Origin of the sequence: Pseudomonas sp. 382 (genome assembly GCF_002759075.1) — a bacterium.
Taxonomy (GTDB): Bacteria; Pseudomonadota; Gammaproteobacteria; order Pseudomonadales; family Pseudomonadaceae; genus Aquipseudomonas; species Aquipseudomonas vlassakiae.
Map to the genome: position 1 here is coordinate 93,718 of NZ_PEMX01000008.1, position 21,553 is coordinate 115,270.

General features: G+C 61.9%; 23 protein-coding genes. 14 read left to right on the forward strand and 9 right to left on the reverse strand.

The genetic code is table 11. From position 1 onward, the window contains the following. Position 1: 1 nt before the first annotated feature. On the forward strand, positions 2–1,141 hold the full coding sequence (locus CQW31_RS11775; protein WP_099814529.1) for a glutathione-independent formaldehyde dehydrogenase: 1,140 nt from the start codon (positions 2–4) through the stop codon (positions 1,139–1,141). 10 nt (positions 1,142–1,151) lie between these two features. On the opposite strand, the gene CQW31_RS11780 is transcribed toward CQW31_RS11775, so the two are convergent. After that, complete coding sequence (locus CQW31_RS11780) at positions 1,152–2,945, reverse strand: glycoside hydrolase family 15 protein (RefSeq protein ID WP_099814530.1); 1,794 nt, start codon at positions 2,943–2,945, stop codon at positions 1,152–1,154. A gap of 168 nt (positions 2,946–3,113) precedes the next feature. Here CQW31_RS11780 and CQW31_RS31305 point away from each other — a divergent pair, with 168 nt between their 5' ends. After that, positions 3,114–3,275, forward strand: a complete 162-nt coding sequence (locus CQW31_RS31305) for a hypothetical protein (RefSeq protein WP_178075563.1) — start codon at positions 3,114–3,116, stop codon at positions 3,273–3,275. Positions 3,276–3,311: 36 nt separating this feature from the next. Next, positions 3,312–3,470: a hypothetical protein gene (locus CQW31_RS31310; RefSeq protein ID WP_178075564.1), complete on the forward strand. Its 159-nt coding sequence runs from the start codon at positions 3,312–3,314 to the stop codon at positions 3,468–3,470. A 64-nt stretch (positions 3,471–3,534) separates the two neighbouring features. Here CQW31_RS31310 and CQW31_RS11785 read toward each other — a convergent pair whose 3' ends face one another. Then, positions 3,535–3,744 (reverse strand): general stress protein, encoded by a 210-nt coding sequence (locus tag CQW31_RS11785; protein WP_054883325.1) that lies wholly within the window; start codon positions 3,742–3,744, stop codon positions 3,535–3,537. 300 nt (positions 3,745–4,044) lie between these two features. Here CQW31_RS11785 and CQW31_RS11790 point away from each other — a divergent pair, with 300 nt between their 5' ends. After that, the gene (locus tag CQW31_RS11790; RefSeq protein WP_099814531.1) at positions 4,045–5,121 is read left to right on the forward strand and encodes a M28 family peptidase; all 1,077 of its coding nucleotides are present in this window, start codon (positions 4,045–4,047) and stop codon (positions 5,119–5,121) included. A 94-nt stretch (positions 5,122–5,215) separates the two neighbouring features. On the opposite strand, the gene CQW31_RS11795 is transcribed toward CQW31_RS11790, so the two are convergent. Then, entirely contained in the window at positions 5,216–5,434 is a 219-nt protein-coding gene (locus CQW31_RS11795; RefSeq protein ID WP_054883323.1) for a hypothetical protein, read from the reverse strand. 309 nt (positions 5,435–5,743) lie between these two features. Between CQW31_RS11795 and CQW31_RS11800 the strand changes: the two genes are divergently transcribed. Both CQW31_RS11800 and CQW31_RS11805 read left to right on the forward strand, forming a co-directional pair. After that, positions 5,744–6,097 (forward strand): general stress protein, encoded by a 354-nt coding sequence (locus tag CQW31_RS11800; RefSeq protein ID WP_054883322.1) that lies wholly within the window; start codon positions 5,744–5,746, stop codon positions 6,095–6,097. Positions 6,098–6,158: 61 nt separating this feature from the next. Then, positions 6,159–7,034: a manganese catalase family protein gene (locus CQW31_RS11805; protein WP_099814532.1), complete on the forward strand. Its 876-nt coding sequence runs from the start codon at positions 6,159–6,161 to the stop codon at positions 7,032–7,034. Positions 7,035–7,075: 41 nt separating this feature from the next. On the opposite strand, the gene CQW31_RS11810 is transcribed toward CQW31_RS11805, so the two are convergent. Continuing rightward, positions 7,076–7,585: a ferritin-like domain-containing protein gene (locus CQW31_RS11810; RefSeq protein ID WP_099814533.1), complete on the reverse strand. Its 510-nt coding sequence runs from the start codon at positions 7,583–7,585 to the stop codon at positions 7,076–7,078. Between the two features lie 178 nt (positions 7,586–7,763). On the opposite strand from CQW31_RS11810, the gene CQW31_RS11815 reads away from it, so the two are divergent. The 4 genes from CQW31_RS11815 (at position 7,764) to CQW31_RS11830 (ending at position 13,281) form a co-directional block, all read left to right on the forward strand. Further along, a complete protein-coding gene (locus CQW31_RS11815; protein ID WP_099814534.1) occupies positions 7,764–10,118 on the forward strand; it encodes an FdhF/YdeP family oxidoreductase in 2,355 nt (784 codons plus the stop codon). A 25-nt stretch (positions 10,119–10,143) separates the two neighbouring features. Continuing rightward, positions 10,144–11,520, forward strand: coding sequence for a cytochrome ubiquinol oxidase subunit I (locus CQW31_RS11820; RefSeq protein ID WP_099814535.1), 1,377 nt, complete (start codon positions 10,144–10,146; stop codon positions 11,518–11,520). 9 nt (positions 11,521–11,529) lie between these two features. Continuing rightward, positions 11,530–12,540 (forward strand): cytochrome d ubiquinol oxidase subunit II, encoded by a 1,011-nt coding sequence (locus CQW31_RS11825; protein WP_099814536.1) that lies wholly within the window; start codon positions 11,530–11,532, stop codon positions 12,538–12,540. Between the two features lie 246 nt (positions 12,541–12,786). Then, positions 12,787–13,281: a DUF1543 domain-containing protein gene (locus CQW31_RS11830; RefSeq protein WP_054883316.1), complete on the forward strand. Its 495-nt coding sequence runs from the start codon at positions 12,787–12,789 to the stop codon at positions 13,279–13,281. Between the two features lie 62 nt (positions 13,282–13,343). On the opposite strand, the gene gstA is transcribed toward CQW31_RS11830, so the two are convergent. The 3 genes from gstA to CQW31_RS11845 all read right to left on the reverse strand — a co-directional run bounded on the left by gstA (position 13,344) and on the right by CQW31_RS11845 (position 17,106). Beyond that, on the reverse strand, positions 13,344–13,949 hold the full coding sequence (gene gstA, locus CQW31_RS11835) for a glutathione transferase GstA (protein ID WP_099814537.1): 606 nt from the start codon (positions 13,947–13,949) through the stop codon (positions 13,344–13,346). A gap of 121 nt (positions 13,950–14,070) precedes the next feature. Beyond that, positions 14,071–15,375 carry a nitrate/sulfonate/bicarbonate ABC transporter ATP-binding protein gene (locus CQW31_RS11840; RefSeq protein WP_099814538.1) on the reverse strand — a complete coding sequence of 435 codons (1,305 nt, stop codon included), beginning with the start codon at positions 15,373–15,375 and terminating at the stop codon, positions 14,071–14,073. Positions 15,376–15,384: 9 nt separating this feature from the next. Then, the gene (locus tag CQW31_RS11845) at positions 15,385–17,106 is read right to left on the reverse strand and encodes an ABC transporter permease subunit (RefSeq protein ID WP_099814539.1); all 1,722 of its coding nucleotides are present in this window, start codon (positions 17,104–17,106) and stop codon (positions 15,385–15,387) included. Positions 17,107–17,299: 193 nt separating this feature from the next. On the opposite strand from CQW31_RS11845, the gene CQW31_RS11850 reads away from it, so the two are divergent. Together CQW31_RS11850 and CQW31_RS11855 are read left to right on the forward strand one after the other, a co-directional pair. Continuing rightward, positions 17,300–17,743 carry a GNAT family N-acetyltransferase gene (locus CQW31_RS11850; protein ID WP_099814594.1) on the forward strand — a complete coding sequence of 148 codons (444 nt, stop codon included), beginning with the start codon at positions 17,300–17,302 and terminating at the stop codon, positions 17,741–17,743. Beyond that, a complete protein-coding gene (locus CQW31_RS11855; protein WP_099814540.1) occupies positions 17,740–18,393 on the forward strand; it encodes an HD domain-containing protein in 654 nt (217 codons plus the stop codon). Before CQW31_RS11850 ends, CQW31_RS11855 begins: the two co-directional genes overlap by 4 nt. A gap of 12 nt (positions 18,394–18,405) precedes the next feature. Here CQW31_RS11855 and CQW31_RS11860 read toward each other — a convergent pair whose 3' ends face one another. Next, positions 18,406–19,176, reverse strand: a complete 771-nt coding sequence (locus tag CQW31_RS11860; protein WP_099814541.1) for an SDR family NAD(P)-dependent oxidoreductase — start codon at positions 19,174–19,176, stop codon at positions 18,406–18,408. 125 nt (positions 19,177–19,301) lie between these two features. Between CQW31_RS11860 and trbK the strand changes: the two genes are divergently transcribed. Together trbK and CQW31_RS11870 are read left to right on the forward strand one after the other, a co-directional pair. Beyond that, positions 19,302–19,481, forward strand: coding sequence for an entry exclusion lipoprotein TrbK (gene trbK / locus CQW31_RS11865; RefSeq protein WP_099814542.1), 180 nt, complete (start codon positions 19,302–19,304; stop codon positions 19,479–19,481). 186 nt (positions 19,482–19,667) lie between these two features. After that, positions 19,668–20,576 (forward strand): ATP-binding protein, encoded by a 909-nt coding sequence (locus tag CQW31_RS11870; protein ID WP_099814543.1) that lies wholly within the window; start codon positions 19,668–19,670, stop codon positions 20,574–20,576. Here the strand turns inward: CQW31_RS11870 and CQW31_RS11875 are convergent. Next, positions 20,545–21,546: a 5'-nucleotidase gene (locus CQW31_RS11875; protein WP_249341954.1), complete on the reverse strand. Its 1,002-nt coding sequence runs from the start codon at positions 21,544–21,546 to the stop codon at positions 20,545–20,547. The two genes, CQW31_RS11870 and CQW31_RS11875, sit on opposite strands and share 32 nt — an antisense overlap. Positions 21,547–21,553: the final 7 nt, after the last annotated feature.

The following is a 21,553-nucleotide window of genomic DNA, read 5'->3' on the forward strand; positions in this document are numbered from 1 at the left end:
TATGAAAGCCATCGTGTACAACGGCCCACGTGACGTCGCGGTCAAGGATGTGAAGGACGCGATGATCGAGAAGCCAACAGACGTGCTGGTACGCATTACCACCACCAACATTTGCGGTTCCGACCTCCACATGTATGAGGGGCGAACGTCATTCGAAACCGGGCGGGTATTCGGCCATGAAAACCTCGGCGAGGTGATCGAGGTAGGTGCCGGGGTCGACCGGGTCAAAGTCGGTGATCGCGTTTGCCTGCCATTCAATATCGGCTGCGGCTTCTGCGAAAACTGTGAAAAAGGGCTCACGGGATTTTGCCTGACCGCCAATCCGGGCACTGCCGGCGCTGCCTATGGTTTCGCCGACATGGGGCCTTATCAGGGTGGCCAGGCAGAGTTGCTGCGCGTGCCCTATGGAGATTTCAATTGCCTGGTCCTGCCGGAAGATGCCGAGGAGCGCGAAGATGACTACGTCATGCTCTCCGATATTTTCCCCACCGGTTGGCATGCCACAGAGCTGGCCGGCCTGCAGCCTGGCGAGAGCATCGCGATCTATGGTGCCGGGCCTGTCGGGCTGATGGCGGCGCATTCGGCCATCATCAAAGGTGCCTCTCAGGTGTTCGTGGTCGACAACCAGCCAGACCGCCTGCAGCTTGCCGCGCAGCTTGGGGCAACCCCCATCAACGCCGTGGAGCAGAAGGCCGTGGAAGAGATCCTCAACCTGACCCATGGCAGAGGCACCGACCGCGGGTGCGAGTGCGTCGGCTATCAGTGCTGTGACAAGCATGGACATGAAGTGAACAACCTCACCATGAACAACCTGGTCGCTTCGACCAAGGCCACCGGTGGCATAGGTGTCGTGGGCGTGTTCGTGCCGCAAGACCCTGGTGCGAAAAACGACTTGGCGAAAGAGGGCAAGATGGCCTTCGATTTCGGCGCGTTCTGGTTCAAAGGCCAGCAGATCCGCACCGGCCAGGCGAATGTGAAGGCGTACAATCGCCGTCTTGCAGCGCTTATCCACCATGGGCGGGCCAAGCCCTCGCAGATTATTTCTCACCGCCTGAGGCTTGCTGAAGGCCCGCAGGCCTACCAGCATTTCGATGCAAGGGATGATGGCTGGACGAAGGTGGTGCTCAAGCCAGCGGCTTGAGCCGAGGGCATCATCGTTCAGAGCGATAGCCACCGATGGCCAACGCTGCCCGCAGCGCGGCCAGGTGGCTCAGGCCCTGCGGCAGGTTGCCTAGGTACTGTCCATTCTTTGGGTCGACCATCTCCGAGTAGATGCCCACCCCCTGCGACAGTGCGCCCAACGCTTTGCCATAGGCCGCCTCGGCTCGCGCTTGCTGGCCGAGGATGGCCCAGGCCTCGATCACCCAGAACGTGCAGGCCAGAAAACAACCTTCCTCCTCCTTGGCCTGGCTGTAGCGGTAGTGGAATGGGCCGGCACCCAACTCCTCCTGTACCGCCTCCAGGGTGCTGCGTAGCCGCGCCACGCTGGGGTAACCGAAGCGCACCGCGAGTGCCAGCGAAGCGTCCAGCCGATCGCTGCCTGGGTAGAACAGGTACGCCTGATGTGCCTCGCTCCAGCAGTGGGCTTCAATCCATGCCTGAACGCGTTGCCGCTCGCGATCCCAGCGTTCCCGGCAGGTGGTGGGCAGGTGGCCGCCATCGGCCAGTTCGATGGCCCGGCTCAAGGCTTGCCAGCAGCTGATCTTGGACATCGTGTAATGCTGCTTTTCCGGCAGTTCCCAGATACCGGCGTCTTGCTGCCTCCAGCAATCGGCGCATTGGTCGGCCAGTGCCGACAGGATCATGGCGCTGGGCGAGTCGAGAATGTTGCCGCAGTCGATGAAGCAGCGGGCAGTCTCGAAAATATCGCCGAATACGCCATGTTGCAGCTGGTCACGGGCATCGTTGCCGACCACGGGCGGCGAGTGCTTGTAGCCGGGGAGGTCGACCGGGCGCACGCAAGCACCGATTGCCCCGTCCAGGGTATAGAACACCCGTGGCCCGTGTTCATCCAGCCGCCGCAGCAACCAGCTGAAGGCGGCCTTGGCTTCTGGCTGCGCTCCGATGCTCAGAAACGCTTCGATGGTGTAGCCGGCATCACGGATCCAGGCGAACCGGTAGTCGTAGTTCTTGTTGCCACCGATGCGCTCAGGAAGCGATGAGGTGGCTGCCGCCATGATCGAGCCACTGGGCGAGGACAGCAGCAGCTTGAGTGCCAGCGCGTTGCGCACGACCAGCGGTTTGTACGGGCCATCGTAGACCAGGCTCCTGGACCATTGGCACCACTCCCGGTGCGAGCCATCGATGCGTTCATCGATCAAGGCCAATGGCGGTACTACCAGTGGCTCATCACGCCCGGCGATGATCGCGACCACTGTGCGCAGCCCCGCGCCGACGCTGAGCGAGGCCCGCACGCCCAGGTCGTCCTTGCGCTTGACCTGTACCTGGTGATCATGCAGAAACATGCCGAGTATGCGGCCTGCATGGAACACGCATGCGTTGTCATTCGGTGCCAGGTAGGGGCTGACCGTATCGGCCTGGGTGCCGAAATCGATGGCGATGTGCAAGTCCATCTGCCCTTCGATGCCTTCGATGCGCCTGGCCAGTTCGGCCCAGGGCAACCGGCCGGCCGGGCCGCTGTTCAGGGACTCGGTAAGGCGGGCGCGACCTTCATCGGTGATGAAGGTGGTTTCGAGCACATTGCTGTCGGGCAGGTAGCGGCGCTCGGCAACGAACGGCGCGCTGGGGGTAATCGAGAAGTAGCCGCCCGTTTGCGGGGCCAGCAGCTTGTCGAACAGGGGCGGGGAGTCCATATGGGGGACGCACCACCAGTCGATGGAGCCGTCCAGGCCGATGAGTGCAACGGAGCGTCCATCGCCCAGCGCGCCGTATTCTTCCAGGGGTAGCCAGCCCCCTTCGTCCCGCTGAGGCGCACCGTATTGCATCCCCTCGATCGGTTGTCTTTCCATCGGCATGCCTGCGAGAGCTCGTGTTCTGTGTGGGACATACCGATTGCGCGCCAAGTTCGTTTATCCGCCGTTCCCATACCTCGCCTGAACTTTGCGCCTCACGCCGGCTTCCCTTTTGTAATGAGTAAAACCGAGGAGTGCGATATGACCAAAGAAGCCCAACCGCAGCAGCCAGGCGCGCAAACAAAGGTTACTGGCGAACAGGAGCGGGATAACGATGCCCGTCGGCCCGATGGTTCGACCGGTACATCGCATGACTCCACTGCTCAGAAAACGGCCCGTGGCCACGGGCGACAGAAGCGCTGAAATTCATCCCCACCATGCCGACCTGGAGGCTTTGCCATGCAACCCAAGACTGAAGGGCTCGAAGAGCACGGCCCAAGTGGTGTGCCTTTCATCAACGATCCGGAAAAACCCACCTCACCGCCGCTGAATGACGCCGACGCCACCGATGCCGCAGAGGCTGAGGAAGACATCGGGGACGATGGCCAATCGCTCTGAGCGCGGTGCAAAAAAATGCCGGGGCGATGCCTCGCCCCGGCACATTCAGCAAAGGCCGATGCCCTTAGCTGTTGCGACCGCCGCCGTGGCTGTTCTGTCCGCCTTTACGGCCAGCCTCCGATGCGCGTTCGCGGTCGTTGGCAAAGTTGCCGCCGGAAGCCTGGCCGCCCTTGCGGCCTGCCTCGGATGCTTTCTCCCGGTCGTTGGCAAAATTGCCTGGGTTGTTCTGTGCGGTACCGCCTTGATGCCCACGGTTGCTTTGATTGTTAGCCATGATCTTTCACCTCATGTGGCACACAGGAAAGTCTGTGTTCAACTCCGACGCTTCGGCAGGGGGGCAATGCTCCCGTTAATTCGCCGTTGCCGGACGAAATGCATGAAAGGACCCGAGTTGGAATTAATCGCGCCGCAGAGCCTGGGCAGCCAGTATCTGCAATCTGTTTTATCAGCGTCCCGGCCTTTGTCAGTTCAAAAACTGGTCATCCCCGCTGGCTCGCCACGCTGGCAGGACGCAACTGAACGTGGCGTACGACGTTCAGGTCAACCGCTAGCGATCAGCAGAGGAGGATGACCGTTGGACATTGAAGCGTTGCTGACTGAGTTGCTGAACGCCCGTGGCCCGGGCGGCCAGGAAGATGAAGTTCGGGCAATCTGCCTGCGAGCGTTGGAAGACGTGTGCGACGAGGCCTATGTCGACAGGGCCGGGAATGTGATCGGGGTCGTTCGGGCGTCTCGTGCCTGTGACCCTGATGCAGCCATCCGGGTCATGGCTCACCTTGATGAGATCGCCATGATCGTCAAGAACGTTCGTGCTGACGGCACCTTGGAAGTCCTGGCCCTGGGCGGGGCGCAGCCCATCAGTTTTGGCGTCTGTCCTGTCGATATCCTGGGCGATGAAAAGACCCTGCCAGGTGTTCTGTCTTACGGCTCGATGCATAACAGCGGTCGTACTTCGAACGGGCGAGATGTGCTGGCAGGCAATGTTCAGTGGAAGGATGTCTACGTCGTTACCCGCACCTCAAAAGCCGAGCTGGAGCACGCAGGCGTGCGGCCTGGCACGCGTGTGGTGCTCAGCCAGCATTGGCGCAAACCCTTCCGGGTCAATGACTGTATCGCGGCTCATTTCCTCGATGACCGGGCGCCGTTGACGGCGGTGATCCACTGCGCACGGCTGCTGCACCAGAGAAGGCAACAGCTGCGGCAAGACGTCTGGTTCGTCCTGACCACCCTGGAGGAGGAGTCCAATGCCGGCGCCCTGTACGCGGCTTCCAGGCTGCCAGGCGAAACTACCATCGCGGTCGAGGTGGGGCCGGTGCTGGAAGAATACGGTACGCAGCTCTCGGTCAACCCGATCATCAATACCGGCGACCAGAAGGGCTACTACAGCCGCACCGTCGTTCAGGCGTTGATCGCCGCCAGCCGGCGAGCAGGTTATGCGCCGCAGTCGGCACTGCTGGTGGATTTTGCCTCCGACGCCAGTGCGGTGCTGAGCACGGGCATTGATGCCCAGGCGGGTTGCATCGCTATTCCCACTGAAAACACCCACGGTTTCGAGATGGTGCCGGTGGAGGGTATTTCGGCGTGCGCTGCGACGCTGGTGGAGTATCTGACAGGCTCGACGGCTGGCTGTCCGCAACGGACAACAGCGTGAGCCTGGCTCAGACCGACGTCACAACGAAGCTATCTCAACGTAGCTATCTCAACGTAGCTATCCGTTCGGACATCACGGCCATGCCGGTAGCCCGTCACGGCTGCTGGTAATGCCCTGGCGATGTGCCGGGCTCATGGTCATGTTCAAGACGCTGAACCTGAACATCAGTGAAGGATGACGCCTCGTTGCGGTGCAGGCCCTGCAGATAATCGCGGGCAGCTTCGCGACTGAGGTCTTCCTGCTCACTGCGCAACTCGCACGTGCCGGGTTGGTTGTCGAGGATGTAGCTGATCAAGTACAGGTAGCTGGCCATGTCGAATGTCCCTTTGCAGATAGATAGTGGCGCGAACCTTCTGGTTGATCGTGGCGCAGTCGCATCCGTTCACCCCGGTTGATGGTCGGCTGTAATGCCGCAGTTGGTCATGGCCATGGCATTGAGAGTCGCCTTTATCGGCACTGCGAATACCCAAGCACCAGCAGCCTTTTGCCAAAAATAGAGGCGTGCGTTGATTAGCGCGTTTCGTCCGCCTTTTCGAAATTCAATGCACGATGCGGCGCTTGGTACCGGTCACTGATAAACACAGATCTTCCTGTGTGTACCTACCGACATGAGGTGTCAATCATGGCTAGCAATCAGGACAACCGCGGTAATCAAGGCGGCAACGCCAACACCAATCCTGGCAATTTCGCCAACGACCGGGAAAAGGCTTCCGAAGCCGGGCACAAAGGCGGCCAGGCGTCAGGCGGCAACTTCAAGAACGATCCGGAACGCGCATCTGAAGCAGGCCACAAAGGGGGGCAGGCCTCGGGAGGCAATTTCAAGAACGACCCTGAGCGTGCCTCCGAAGCGGGCCATAAAGGTGGCCAGGCGTCAGGGGGCAATTTCGCCAATGACCGCGAAAAGGCTTCCGAAGCCGGCCGTGTAGGTGGCCAGCACAGCCACGGCGGCGGTCGCAAGAGTGATGACAACCGCTGATCATCCATGAAAGTGCAGGGGGCAGCCCAGCTGCCCTCGGCGCACTGATGAGGACCTGCTTATGTTCATGCATAACAAGCGATTGCAATACACCGTGCGCGTGGCACAACCCAACCCCGGCCTGGCTAATCTGCTCCTTGAACAGTTCGGCGGGCCGCAGGGTGAACTGGCCGCCGCGATGCGCTACTTCACCCAGGCGGTCACTGAGGATGACCCAGGACGCAAGGACATGCTCTACGACATTGCCACCGAAGAGCTCAGCCACCTGGAGATCATCGGCTCGATTGTGGTGATGCTCAACAAAGGCGCCAAGGGCAGCCTGGCCGAAGGCGTGGAGGCCGAGGGCGAGCTGTACCGCTCGCTGACCGGCGCCGGCAATGACTCCCATGTCACCAGCCTGCTATACGGTGCCGGTGCCCCGCTGGTCAATTCCGCCGGGGTACCGTGGAGCGCGGCCTATATCGACACCATTGGCGAACCGACGGCCGACTTGCGCTCGAACATTGCCGCCGAGGCGCGCGCCAAGATCGTCTATGAACGGCTGATCAATGTCACCGATGATCCCGGCATCAAGGATGCCCTGGGCTTCTTGATGAGCCGCGAGATCGCCCACCAGATGTCGTTCGAAAAAGCACTGCACGCTATCCAGCCAAACTTCCCGCAAGGCAAGTTGCCCGGCGACCCTGAGCTCAATCGCACGTATTTCAACCTGTCCCAGGGCGGGGAGATGCGTGGGGCCTGGAATGAAGGGCAGGACTGGATTTACGTCGATGAGCCGCGTCCCGCTGTGGATGGTGGCGATGGCTCGGCCAGTGTGCAGCTCGATGAGCGCGGCGCAGACACCCTCGCAGCCATGAAGCTCCGTACCCAGTCGAACCCGGATGCGCAACCTCTGACCGGAGCGGAACTCGGCAAAGTGAACAGTGGGCAGCAATGAGAAATGCCCGCGCCGGAGTTCGTCCGGCGCGGGATGCGTATTCAGCGCTTGGCTTCTGCATCAGGGTCGGCCGAGCGGGCCAGGAATGCGCGGGTTACTTCCGGCAGATGCGCCTTGAGCCATTCGGCCATGGCGACTTCTTCCTTGAGGATCGAACGACAGGCTTGCGCCGTCGCGCTGTCGCCGGCCGCTTCGGCGGCTTCTATGAGCACCGTGTAGGAGGCAATCTCCAGGTTTTCGACCACATAGCCTGCCATCGCCCCTTTGACCACTTCATCGCTCATGGTCATCCCGCCGACCGCCTGCCCGAACGCCATGAGCTTGCCCGCCAGATCCTTCAAGGTCGAGGTGCTGCCGCCCAGGCGCTCGATGCATTCGACCAGCACGCGCTGCTGCCCTTGAGTCTCTTCGATGTGTTTGACGATGCGGCCTTTGAGCTCGGGGTAATGTTCCAGCCGCTCTGCCTGTCCCTTTAGCATGCTCTCGGCCTGTTGCTCCATCGCATGGGCGTCACGCAGCCAGTCGAGCAGGTTTTCTTTCGCACTTGCCATGATCAGTACCTCGCATCCAGTGATAGGTATCTGTTGGGAGAGCGTTCAGCGGCGCCGCGCTCAGTTCAATCGACGAATGGGGCATGGGCAGAAGCGGATTCCACCGGGCGGCAGCGCCGAACTTAAGGTAGGCGTCGTACTCGTAACGTTTAGATACATATATCGAGACGAGGTTGGCATGAGGATGATCCACGGCACTTCGCATTTTCGACCTTATACCTCTGCGTCGGGAGGCTGGGGGTCTGCCCATTCGGTGCTGAACATCCTCTGGCGCGAGCAGACCCTGATCAACGGCACGCGTGCGTTGACCAAACAGAACAAGCCCAGAGGTTTCGCCTGTGTCAGTTGTGCATGGGCCAAGCCTGGCGACCCTCACGCGTTGGAATTTTGCGAAAACGGCGCCAAGGCGACGGCGTGGGAATTGACCGCGTTGCGCAGCTCACCCGAGTTCTTCACGGCGCATTCGCTCAGCGAATTGCGTGGCTGGACGGATTACCAGCTGGAGCAGCACGGCCGTCTTACCCATCCGCTGCGGTATGACAAGCACACCGATCGGTATGTGGTGACGACCTGGGAGGAGGCTACCGAGGCAATCGCCACGCAACTGCGTGCGCTGAGCCCCGACGAGGTGGTGTTCTATGCGTCAGGGCGCGCATCGCTCGAGACATCATTCATCTACCAGCTGTTTGCCCGTGCCTATGGCACCAACAACCTTCCCGACAGTTCCAACATGTGCCACGAGAGCACGTCGGTGGGCTTGCAGGAAAGCATTGGTGTACCGGTGGGCACGGTCACACTGGCCGATTTCGAACACACCGATTGCATCTTTTTCTTCGGGCAAAACGTCGGCAGCAACAGCCCACGCATGCTTCATCCGCTTCAAGAGGTGCGCAAGCGCAACGTTCCGATCATTACCTTCAACCCGATCCGGGAGCGGGGACTGGAGCGCTTCGTCAATCCCCAGTCCCCCACTGAAATGCTCGGTCCGAAATCCACGGCCATCAGCACCCAATATCACCAGGTCGCCATCGGCGGCGACACCGCTGCCGTCATGGGCATTGCCAAGGCCCTGCTGGAGATGGAGGACCGGTCGAAAATCAACGGCGAGCCGCCAGTGCTGGATCACGCTTTCCTCGCGCAACATACCGAGGGCCTGGTCGACTTCATGGAACAGGTGCGGGGCTATGCATGGGCTGAGCTGGAGCACCGGTCCGGCCTGAGCCGCAGCGCGATGGAGGCCGCCGCCACGGTGTATGCGCGCAGCGAGAAGGTGATGATCGTCTATGGCATGGGCATGACCCAACACCGGCACGGCGTAGGTAACGTGCAGATGCTGGTCAACTTGCTGTTGTTGCGCGGCAATATCGGCAAGCCGGGAGCCGGTATCTGCCCGGTGAGGGGGCACTCCAATGTGCAGGGCCAGCGCACCGTAGGGATCACCGAAGACCCGGCAAAGGTGCCCAAGGACAAGATCGAGGCACTGTTCGGCTTCAAGGTCCCTGAGCACAAAGGCCTGACCACGGTCGAGGCCTGCGAGGGCATTCTCAATGGCAGTGTGAAGGGGTTCATCGGGCTTGGCGGCAACTTTCTGCGCGCGGTACCCGACACAAGTCGAATGGAGCCTGCGTGGGCGGGGCTTGGTCTGAGCGTGCAGATCGCCACCAAGCTCAATCGCACGCACCTGGTGCCCGCTGAACACACCTGGTTGCTGCCCTGCCTGGGCAGGATCGAAATCGACCGCCAGGGTGGCATTGAGCAGACGTACACCACTGAAGACAGTACCGGTTGCGTTCACGCCTGGCGTGGCACTGCAGAACCGGCAGGGGAGCAGTTGCGCTCGGAACTGGCGATTGTCGCCGCCTTGGCCGACGCCACGCTGGGCGACGCCGTCGCCATACCCTGGCTGCACTGGAGCCAGGACTACGCACGCGTTCGCCAGGCCATCAGCGAAGTCTATCCGGACATCTTCCATGACTTTGAAACACGCATGTGGGAGCCCGGTGGGTTCCATCGGCCGTTGGGTGCGGCGCAGCGCCAATGGGCTACGCCGTCGGGCAAGGCCCGGTTCATTACGCCCGCATCGCTGGACGAGGATGATGATGTCCTGACCGGGGAGGCGGGCCGCAATGTCCTGCAACTGATGACGCTGCGCAGCAATGACCAGTTCAACACAACGGTGTACGGCTACGATGATCGCTTCAGGGGCGTGAAGGGCACGCGCAAAGTGGTGTTCCTCAACCGCAACGATATCGTACGCCTGGGCTTCGTGCCGGGCGGCTGGGTGCGCTTGCGCACGGCCATTGAACCGGCTGTGCGGCGTGAGGCAGGGCCTTTCCAGATCATCGCCTACGACATCCCGGAAGGGTGCGCTGCGTCTTACTACCCGGAGTCCAATGCGCTCGTCCCGCTATGGCACCACGCCAGACGCAGCAAGGTACCGGCCGCGAAATCGGTGCCCGTGATCTTGATCGCTGCGCAGCCAGATGCCGACGATCTCGAGCATGCCGTGCCCGCAACTGACCAGGTCGTGTAGCGGGTCGTCGAGCAGAGGGAGCCCTATGGAGAGTGTCGAATGGGGGCTGATGGCCGCACGGGCCCAGTTCGCCGTGACCATCAGCTTTCATATCGTGCTGGCGGCGTTCAGCATTGGTCTGGCGAATTTCCTGCTGGTGCTGGAGGCGCTGTGGCTGTGGCGCCGGGAGCAGGTCTATCTGGATATCTACCGGTACTGGCTGAAGCTGTTCGCGCTCAACGTCGCGATCGGTACGGCGTCAGGCCTCATCCTCGAATACCAGTTGGGTCTCAACTGGTCACGGCTTTCCACCCAGGCAGGGGAAATCCTCGGGCCGCTGATGTTCTACGAGGTGATGGCGGCGTTTTTCCTGGAGGCAGGTTTCCTCGGGATCATGCTGTTCGGCATGAAAAAGGTGGGGCCCAAGCTGCATTTTTTTGCCACCTGCGCGGTGGCTGTCGGCTCCATCATCAGTGCGTTCTGGATCCTGTCGGCAAACGCCTGGATGCACACACCGCGCGGTTTCGGCATTGGCCCGGATGGGCGGTTTATCGCGCAGGATTGGTGGGCGATCATTTTCAACCCGTCTTTCCCTTATCGCTTCGCCCATATGATGCTGGCCACCTTCCTGGCCACCGCCTTGCTCATCGCTGGCGCGAGTGCATGGCAGTTGTTGCGCGAGCCCTCCAACCGTCATGCCAGGCTACAGTTCAGCATGGCGATGTGGACCCTTGCCGTACTCGCACCTGTCCAGCTTGTGGCAGGCGATCTGCATGGCGAGAACACGCTGCGGTTCCAGCCACAGAAGGTGGCTGCGATGGAGGGCGCATGGGTGCGCCCTGCACCTGGCGCAGGTGAACCGCTGCGGTTGTTTGCACTACCCGACATGGCCGAGCGGCGCAATCATTTCGAGTTGGCGATTCCACGCGTAGCATCGCTGTATCTGCGCCATGACCTGAGCAGTTCGATCACCCCGCTCACGGAATTCGCGCCGCAGGACATCCCGCCTGTCGCGATTGTGTTCTGGGCCTTTCGCCTGATGGTGGGCCTGGGGCTGCTGATGATCGTCCTCGGCATCACCAGCCTGGTATTGCGCCATCGACAGCGCTTGTACACGGCGCGCTGGATGCACCGTTGCTGCGTGCTGATGGCGCCGGCCGGTTTCATCGCCATGATCAGTGGCTGGGTGGTCACCGAGGTTGGCCGCCAACCCTTTACGGTCTACAACGTGCTGCGAACGGCTGACAGTGTATCGCCTGTCTCCAGGGAGCAGGCCGTCGGCGCTACCGGCGTGATTCTGGTTTTTTATCTGGTGGTGTTCGGCATCGGCTTGTGGGTATTGCTGCGCATCCTGCGTCATCCTGCCAAGGCAGGGGAGCCAGAACCGCAGCCGACCCTTGCGGATGAAATCGACAGGTCATGAGGTGCGCCCATGCTCGAAGGTGACGTGATCGTTTTGCTTTCAGCTGCCGCTCTCGCGTTTTCGGTGCTCAGCTACGTGCTGCTCGACGGTACGGATCTGGGCGTCGGTATTCTCTTGGGGCTGACCCGCAGCGCCGGGCGACGACGCGCCATGGCGGTGTCGATCTTGCCCATCTGGGACGCGAACGAAACCTGGCTGGTGCTGGGTGGCGGAGGGCTGCTGGCGCTGTTTCCGCTGGCGTATGCGGTGCTGCTACCGGCGTTGTACCTACCCTTCATCGTCATGTTCCTGGCGCTGATCATGCGTGCCATGGCATTGGAATTTCGCGATTACACGCAAAGCCCGACCCTCAAGCGCGGCATCGACGCGCTGCACACGTGCGGGTCGTTGATCGCCGGGGGATGCCAGGGCGCGGCGCTGGGAACGCTGGTGCAAGGCATTTCCAGCCGGAACGGGCAATTCACCGGAACCGGCTGGGAATGGCTCAGCCCTTTCGCACTCTACTGCGCGGGCGTGCTGGTGGTGGGCTATGCGTGGCTCGGGGCCTGTTGGCTATATTGGCGAAGCGAAGGTGACCTGCAACGAACATCGCGCAGGCAAGCGCAATGTCTTGCTGCAGCCACCCTGGTGCTGCTGATGGTTCTGCTCATCTGGACGTCTGGCCTGAACCCCGGTTATGCGCAGCGGATTTTCAACCCGGTCGTTCTGGGGGCAATGGGCGGAACAGGCCTGTTTGCCTTCATCGCTTTTGCGCTCAGCTTTCGAAGCCGCTACGACGTAGTGCCGCTGATCTGCGCGCTGAGTGTGTTCGTCCTGGCGTTCACGCTGATGGTCGTTACCCTTTTTCCTCTGATCGTCCCGCCCAGCCTCACGCTGTTCAGCGCCGCGTCTGGCAGGACAAGCCAAACCTTCATGCTGGCTGGTTTTGTCCTGCTGATGCCGGTGACCTTTTTCTACAACACCTTTGGGTTTCGAGTGTTTAGCGGGAAAGTCCATGTGTGGGGGCGAGGCGCACCCTGAGCAATTAGTGCATGGCTCGGCTATGACGAGACCTGTGACTGCCGGTGAACCGAACAGCAATCCGGGTGGCAGCGGGCGCCCGCGAAGAAGCCAACGCGCAGCCTTGACCTTCCAGTACTACTGCACAAACCCTGATAACCTCCATGCTATCGATGTGTCGATGGTTCGCCAGTGTTGGGCTTACCTCACATGACAAGGTATTTGCAGATGCCGATCCTGAGCAGAAGCCGATGACAGGGGTAATGAATGCTTTTCGTAGTGCTGCTTGGCGGTAAACACCCTCGGGCAAGAATCGAGGTGCACGATGTCGCTTTCGTGGTGGCCGATACGCTTGAACAAGCCTACCCGCAACTGCGTGACAGTTGGTTCGGCAGCCTTAAAGGCATGCATATCGACGCCTGGATGGCTGTCGATGGCGTCGAGGGCTGGCGGGTGGAATTGAGCAGCTTGGCGCCATTACCCGATGCACCGCGCCTTTACTTCATCAACCTGGGGGGCTACGAGTCGCAGACGTTCGGCGAAGCGCATCATTATCTGTTGGTCGTGGCCAGGGACAAACGCGAGGCCAAGGCAAAAGGCAAGCGGCAGATCCTGTCACATTGGGCGCAGGCCCACACCGATGCGGTGCTGGACGTTGACGACTGCTTGCCCATTGATGAAGTGGGCGGCCGCTATGTGCACCTGGTTGAAGGGCCGCATGCCGGGATCGTGCAGCGCAACGACTACATCGTCCTGGGATAGCCTTGCCAGCCAGGCGAGCGGCGCAGGCCTGCGAAGGGCTGGCCGCTCGAACCTGGTGCGGGTCAGATCAAGCCTTCGGCTTTCAGGGTTTTCTGCACGGCCGGGCGGTTGGCGACGCGCTGCTGGAATTGCACCACCGTTGGCCAGGGCGAGAGGTCGATTTTCAGCATCGGCGCCCAGTTGACGATGGTGAACAGGTAGGCATCGGCCACGCTGAAAGCGTTACCGGTCAGGTAATCCTTGCCCTGCAACGCCTTGTCGACGAACCCCAGACGTTTGCCGAAGGTTTCGATGGTCTTGCTCTTGGCCTCCGGGCTGGTGCTCGGGTTGAACAACGCGGCGAGGGTCTTGTGCAGCTCGGTACCGATGAAGTTCAGCCATTCCTGCACCCGCGCGCGCTCCAGCGTGCCAGCAGGCGGTAGCAGGTTGGCCTGGGGCTTGTGCTCGGCAAGGTACTGGATGATGGCCGGGCCCTCGGTGAGGACCTCGCCGTTATCCAGCTGCAGGGCTGGCACATAGCCTTTGGCGTTGAGCGTGTAGAAATCCGCGCCGCTGGCCGTGGTATGGGTCTTGAGGTCGACCTTTTCGACGGTGTAGGGCAGGTCCAGTTCGTTGAGGACGATATGCGGCGAGAGTGAACAGGCACCCGGCGAGTAAAAGAGCTTCATGGTCTTCTCCCAGTGAGTGGGCCAGCCGGGATACGGCTGGCGTGGTGAGGCGCTGTACAGCGCTCAGGTTATGACAGCAAAGCAGGGTCTCAGGCAAATCGCTGACCAGCGGCCAGGACAATCACTGCTCATCGATGATTTCCCGGGCCAGGGTCAGGCGGCGCGTGTGGAAGTCGTACTCGTACAGCTCGGCATAGCGCCCCCACTCGATGGCCACCTTGAGCACACGCTCGGCTTCCTCGGCGTCCATGTACTCCGTCAGGCGGTCGAGCACGGTTTTTTCCTGCAGGCCGGCAGGCTCCAGGTGCAGGCTGTCGAGGATGTAGCCGATCAGCGACACGCGGCCCTTGCACTGGCGTGCGAACAGGTCCTGGCGCCGCGCCTGGCGGGCGGTCACGTAATTGCGGCCGTGGCGTGTGAGGCGGATGTCGCCCTCGACCACCTGGGCGAAGCCGAGCAGGCCGAGTGCCTCGTAGATCGGGAACAGGACTTCGTCGGGCAGCTCGGTTTCCTCGGCCAGGTGCGGCAGGTCGGCCTCGCCGTTGAACGGTTCGCCGGCGATCAGTTCGAGCACGCTCTCCATCCGTGCAATATCGGCGTCGGGTAGCCGGTAGCCGAGCTCCACGGCCGGTGGCGCGCCTGCGGCAGCGATGGCCTCGGGGCGCTGGGTCATCAGCGCATAGACCTCGTCGATCAGCGCGCGGACCTCTTCTGAGTCAGCATTGCGCGGGCGCGGCAGGTCGATGTGCAGTTCCGAGCGCACCCGGCCCGGGTCGCTGGAGAGGATGAGGATGCGGTCGGCCATCATCACCGTCTCCTCGATATTGTGCGACACCACCAGAATGCTGCGGGTGGTGATGCGGTGTTCCTCCCAGAGCTCGAGCATATCGTCGCGCAGGGTTTCGCCGGTGAGCACGTCAAGTGCCGAGAAGGCCTCGTCCATCAGCAGCACTTCGGGGTTCATCACCAGGGCACGGGCGATGCCCACGCGCTGGCGCATGCCGCCGGACAGTTCGCGTGGCAGGGCGCCGCCGAAGCCGGACAGGCCGATCAGTTCAAGCGCGGCGTCGGCCAGGCGCTCGCGTTCGGCCGGGTTCACACCTTGGGCCTCCAGGCCGAGTTCGACGTTCTGCTGCACCGTCAGCCAGGGGAACAGCGCGAAGGTCTGGAAGACCATGGCCACACCGCCCAGCGGGCCGTGGATCGGCTGACCGCGGTAGGTGACGGTGCCGCGGTCGGCACTGATCAGGCCGGCGATGATCCGCAGCAGGGTCGACTTGCCCGAACCGGAGCGGCCGAGCAGGGCGACGATTTCACGCTCGCGCAGCTGCAAGTCGACGCCTTCGAGGATGGTTCGCGGCGTGCCGTCGGCGGCCCGGAAGGCCTTGCTCACGCCCTTGAGCTGGATCAGCGGTGGTTGTTTCATGGCAGGTCCTCAACGACGGCTTTCGGCGCGCAGGTACAGGCGGCGCCAGAACAAGCGGTTCAGCAGCATCACATAGATGCACATCACGCCGATGCCCAGGGCAATGCGGTGGAAGTCGCCGGCGTCGGTCATCTGCTTGATGTAGCTGCCCAAGCCGTCGGCCACCAGCGAAGTGTCGCCCCAGCTGACGTACTCGGCGACGATACTGGCGTTCCACGAACCGCCACTGGCCGTGATGGCGCCGGTGACGAAGCTGGGAAACACCGCTGGCAGGTATACGCGCTTCCATTTCAGCCAGCCGCGCAGGCCAAGGTTGTCGGCGGCCAGGCGCAGTTCATAGGGAATGGCCGCAGCCCCCGCCACCACGTTGAACAGGATGTACCACTGGGTGCCGAACACCATCAGTGGGCTCAGCCAGATGTTCGGGCTGAGCTGGAAATGCACCAGCAGCAGGACGACCAGCGGGAACAGCAGGTTGACCGGGAAGGCGGCGAGGAACTGCGCCAGCGCCTGCACCTTCTGCGAGTAGCGCGGGCGCAGGCCGATCCAGATCGACAGCGGCACCCATACCAGCGAGGCCAGGCCAATCAGCAGCATCACCCGGCACAGCGTGATCAGGCCCAGGCCGAGCACGTGCAGGGCTTCGCCCCAGCCGACGTCCTGGTGCACGAACAGCCCCAGGCGGAAAAAGGCAAAGGCGCAGGCCAGCACCAGGAGGATGTCCCAGGCGCGTGGCCACCAGGCCGGCAGGCGCAGCCACGGGCGCCGCGCCACGGTGCCGTCGTGGCGCTGGGCGAACCAGCCCATGGCTTTCTGCACGCCCTTGGCCAGCTGCGCACTGAAGGCGCTCAGCCAGCGGCTGCGGCGCCCCCAGTCAAGCACCCAGGAGCGTTGCGCGGTGTCGCCTTGGGTGTCTTCGAAGCGGAAGCGGTCAGCCCAGGCCAGCAGCGGGCGGAAGAACAGCTGGTCGTAGAGCAGGATGCCGGTGAGCATCGCACCGATGGCCCAGGCGATGGCACCGAGGTTGCGCTGGTCGATGGCCACGGCGATATAGGAGCCGATGCCGGGCAACTTGATGTCCTGCCCAGCTACCGAGATGGCCTCGGCAGCGACCAGGAAGAACCAGCCACCCGACATCGACATCATCATGTTCCACAGCAGGCCAGGCATCGCGAACGGCAGCTCCAGGCGCCAGAAGCGCTGCCAGGCCGAGAGACGGAAGATCCGCGCAGCCTCGTTCAGCTCCGGCGGCACGGTGCGCAACGACTGGTACAGGCTCAGCGCCATGTTCCACGCCTGGGAGGTGAAGATGGCAAAGATGGCCGCGCATTCCACCCCCAGCAGGTTGCCCGGGAACAGCGCGATGAACGGCGCAATGGCGATGGCCTGGAAACCCAGGATGGGTACCGACTGGAGTACGTCCAGTAGCGGGATCATGGCTTTTTCGGCGGCGCGATACTTGGCCGCCAGCGCAGCGAAGACAAAGGCAAACAGCAGCGAGAAGCCCAGCGCGATGAACATCCGCAGGATGGTGCGCATCAGGTAGTAGGGCAGGTTGACCGGGGCGAGGGCAATCGGCAGCGCCTCGCCGACCACGAACGGCCGGCTCATCTGCATGGCGCCGTAGGCGGCCAGCACCAGGACCACCAGCACCAATGGCAGAAGGATCCAGTCCCAGCGGTTGGGCGCTACCTCACGCAGGCCTGGCGATGGGTTGAACAGGCGGGCCATGAACAGGTCTCGATCGTCAGGGTGTGGAAGGGGCAGGTGCCAGCACCTGAGCCAGTATGGTTCAGGTGGATGACAGGTCAATGTGTCGAAAGCGGATGGTCAGATGGCAGTGCACACGCTGTTCGGATAAGGTTCGGCTGTCTGCCATGGAATGTCACGTGAAGGCACGGGGGTTATGGATAACTTTTTTGACATGCACATACGCAAGCTGACCTGCGCCGATTTACCCATCGTCAGCGCCCTGTGCCTGGAGGCATTCACGCTGGCGGTGGCACCCTCGCTGTCCGAGCAGGGGGTGGAGACGTTCGCCAAGGTTGCTGCCGAGCAAGCGTTCGCCGAACGCATGCAAGGCGATAACCTGATCCTGGTCTGCGAAGTGGATGGCAACCTCTGTGGCCTGGTTGAGCTCAAGGAAGGCCGTCATGTAGCGATGCTGTTCGTGGCGCCTGCATGGCAACGCCGGGGTGTGGGGGCGCGCCTGATGAATGAGGTTCTGGCTCACGTAAGGAGCCAGGTCCTGACCGTCAGGGCTTCGTTGAGCTCAGTGCCTGCATACCAGCGCTACGGTTTCGTTTTGGCCGGGGAAGTGGGCGAGTTCGCCGGGCTGGTCTATCAGCCGATGGAGAAACTGAGATGACTGGTGAAGTGTTTACCCCGTTCCAGCCCCTCGCCGCCGAGTTGCTGAAATACCTGCCGGCGAGCCAGCAAGATGGCTCCCACGACCTGTCCCATATCCATCGCGTTTGGGTCAACGTGCAGCGGATACAGCGGGTGGAAGGCGGTGATCTGCAAGTGCTGCTTGCAGCGACGGTGCTGCATGACTGTGTCGCGGTAGAAAAGAACTCGCCACTGCGTGACCAGGCGTCGTCGCTGTCGGCGGACGAGGCGGCGTCAATCCTGGCTGATCTGGGCTGGCCTTCGCAGCGCGTCGAGCAGGTGGCGCATGCCGTCAAAACCCACAGCTATTCGGCAGGTTTCGCGCCGCAGACGCTTGAGGCCAGGATCCTTCGGGACAGCGATCGGCTGGACGCTTTGGGTGCGGTAGGCATTGCCCGGTGTTTTTACACGGCTGGGCGAATGGGGTCTTCGTTGTACGATTTCGAGAATCCCGTTGCGCGGGGCAGGGAGTACCGGGATACGGTGTATGCGATCGAGCACTTCCACACCAAACTGCTGAAACTCGCCTCCGGTTTCACAACCGGCGAAGGCGCTCGACTGGCTGCCGAACGCCATGCGCGGCTTGAAGCATTTCTTGCAGATTTCATGGATGAGGTTGGCGAGGGCTAGGCGCTGGGGCTATCACCATTCAATGGCTCGTCCATCCCACGCCCAGAACCCTCCGCTGTCCGCAGGCCCCAACCGTCCGACCTGCTCGATGACACACTGCGCGGCGAAAGCAGGGTCAAACAGCTTGCCCGCTGGCACATTCCCTTGAAACGGCCGCGACAACGCTGTGTCCGTGGTCCCGGGATGCAACGCCAGCACGGTGGAGGCCGGATTAAGGCGCCTCAGTTCGATGCTTGCCGTGTGCAGTAACTGGTTTAGCGCGGCCTTGCTGGCTCGATAGCTGTACCAGCCACCCAGGCGGTTATCGCCGATCGACCCCACCCTGGCTGACAGCGCGGCAAAGGTGGCGGGCGCCTTGCGCAGCAAGGGCAGCAGGTGCTTGAGCAGCAGGATCGGTGCGAAGGCATTGCTCGCGAAGCTTGCCTGCAGGGCGGCCAGGTCCAGCTGTGCCAGTGATTTCTCTGCCTTGGCGCCGTCCTGATGGAGGATGCCCAAGGTGCTGATGACCAGGTGCAGTTGCTCGCAGCTACGCCCGAGTTCTGCTGCCAGCGCCGCGAGTGCTCGCTCGTCACGCGCGTCGCAATCCATCAGCACCAGGCGCTCGCCGTATTGCCTGGCGAGTGCGGCGAGGTCGTCGCTGCCCTTGGCGTTGCGCGAGACCGCCCATAGCCGTGCCACCTCGTCACGCCCCAGCAAGGCCGTACACAGCGCCAGGCCGATGCCACGGCTTGCGCCCGCTACCAGGACATTAGCCTGGCCGTTGAGGTTGGGTATCAGGCTCATGCGGCACCTCACGCGAGTGAATTGAGTACCAGTCTGGCATTGAACTCGCCCTGTGACGCGCTACGCTTTTGGCAGGCGTCTTTCCTTTTGCCAAACCTCCGCCCGTCAATGGAGTGAGTGAGCAGATGATTCGCAAATCCCTCCTTGTGATTGCCATCGCTACCTTGCTGGCGGCCTGTGGCGACGATTCTTCCCACTACGCGGTCTCTGATGAGCACTGCCAGCCCGATCGTTTGAAGACGCTCCCCAACAATGCCAACCGCGATACGCTGGTCGAAAAGTGCATGCCTCGGCAGTCGCCGTGAGGTCACTTTGCACTACGTGAATCGCACCGCTCAAACGCTTTTCAGGGCCGAAGTCGAGTCGCTTTCGAACGGTCGACTGCAAATCAAAGCATGCAGCGTGAGAGTCGTCAGTACCCGGCATGTTGCCCAATCAAGCGAAGTTAGGTGGTTTATCAAAAATAGATAACTTTACTAATTTCGGTAATCATGGACCCGATCACTAATCCTTATTCACCGGGCGCTGGTGCCCCGCCACCCGCATTGGCCGGCCGCGATGCGCTGCGCAGGCAGGTCAACATCGCGATCGCGCGTATCCGCCGCGGTCGCGCGGCGAAGAGTGTGTTGATGGTCGGCTTGCGCGGTGTCGGCAAGACGGTGCTACTGGAAAAGATGCGCGTCGAAGCCGAGGCAGAAGGTGTTCACGCGATACGCATGGAGGCACCGGAAAATCGCTCGCTTCATGCTTTACTGGCGCCTCAACTACGTTTGGCGCTGCTTCGGTTGAGCAGGGTTGAAGCCGCCCGGGATCTGGCTCAGCGGGGACTCCGAGCGCTTGCAGGTTTCGCCAAGTCTCTGAAGGTCACCTACGCAGATATCGAAGTGGGCTTGGACCTTGATCCTGAGCCCGGCCTGGCTGACAACGGGGATCTCGAGAGCGATCTGGCAACATTGCTGGAAGAGGCCGGCAAGGCTGCGCAACGTGCGGATACCGCGCTGGTGATGTTCATCGATGAGCTCCAGTATGTTGCTGAAAATCAGTTGGCCGCTCTGATCACGGCCTTGCATCGCTGCGCACAAGGTCAGCTTCCCGTGACACTGGTAGGTGCTGGCTTGCCTCAACTGCGTGGTCGATGCGGGAACGCAAAATCTTATGCTGAACGACTTTTCGATTACCCCGAGATCGGTCCGCTGGCTTCAGATCCAGCTTGGCCGCGATATCACCAGAGCGATGAGGACCCGGTCCCAGATCAGCCAACGCTTGCGCCACTTCGCAGTGCATTGATCGAGAAGGGGATGATCTACAGCCCGAACCACGGCGATACGGCATTTACCGTGCCGCTATTCGATGAGTTCATGCGCCGTATCATGCCGGGCGAAGCGTGGCGGACGACGTAGCCGGACTCTCCGGTGGCAGTTGTTCAGCACCACTCAACGGCTTCTCTTTGTTCGCCACGCCGAAGGGTATATGCACCATCGGCAGATCCCCCGCCGCTGACGTCAGGTGACTGCGCTGGTCGTCGAAGAACATGTGCGGCTTGAGGATCGACAGCACCCGGTCCTTCTCCATCCCGCCAAGGAAGAACGACTCATCCGGCGAAACGCCCCAGTTCTTCAGCGTCGTCACCACCCGTTCATGGGCCGGCGCATTGCGTGCCGTGACGATGGCGATGCGCAGGATGCGCTGGTACGCAGGGTCCTGCGCCAACTTGCGGTCTTCCAGTTTGCGAATCAGCGATAGCTTGCGGTACAGATCTGCCAGCGGCCCAGGCTGATGCGGTATAGCCTTGCGATCTTGCTCATGGGCCTGGAACTCATCCAGGTTCAGGCGCTGCTTGTACACGCTCTCCGCCTCGTCATCGGCAATCACGCCATCGAAGTCGAAGGCCACTCGCAGCTCGGTATCGATCTCGTCGTCGTAGATCTTCGTCGGCAGCACCAGGCCCGCCGGGTAGTCGGCGTCGATTGCACGCTGCACGTCGCCTTCATGGGCGCTGAGGAACAGCGAGGCATTGAACGCCGGGATGTATTCGTAGGGTGAACGGCCGGACATGAACGCGGCGCGGGTGATGTCCAGGTTGTAATGGTTGATCGAGCGGAACACCCGCAAACCGGTTTCCGGCGAATTGCGCGAGAGCAGCACCACTTCCACCGGCAGTTGTTCGGGGAAGGCCTTGTTGATGCTCAGGAAGCGGCGGATGAACGGGAAGGCGACGCCCTTGGGGAAGGGCACGTCGAGGTTTTCTTCCTGGTGCAGGCGATACGCTTCGACGCCCTCGCACTGGTAGATGTTGTCGGAGACGGTCAGGTCGAACAGGGCGCTGGAGGCGACGCCGACGACGAGTTTCTGTTCGATGGGGTAGGGCATGGGCTGT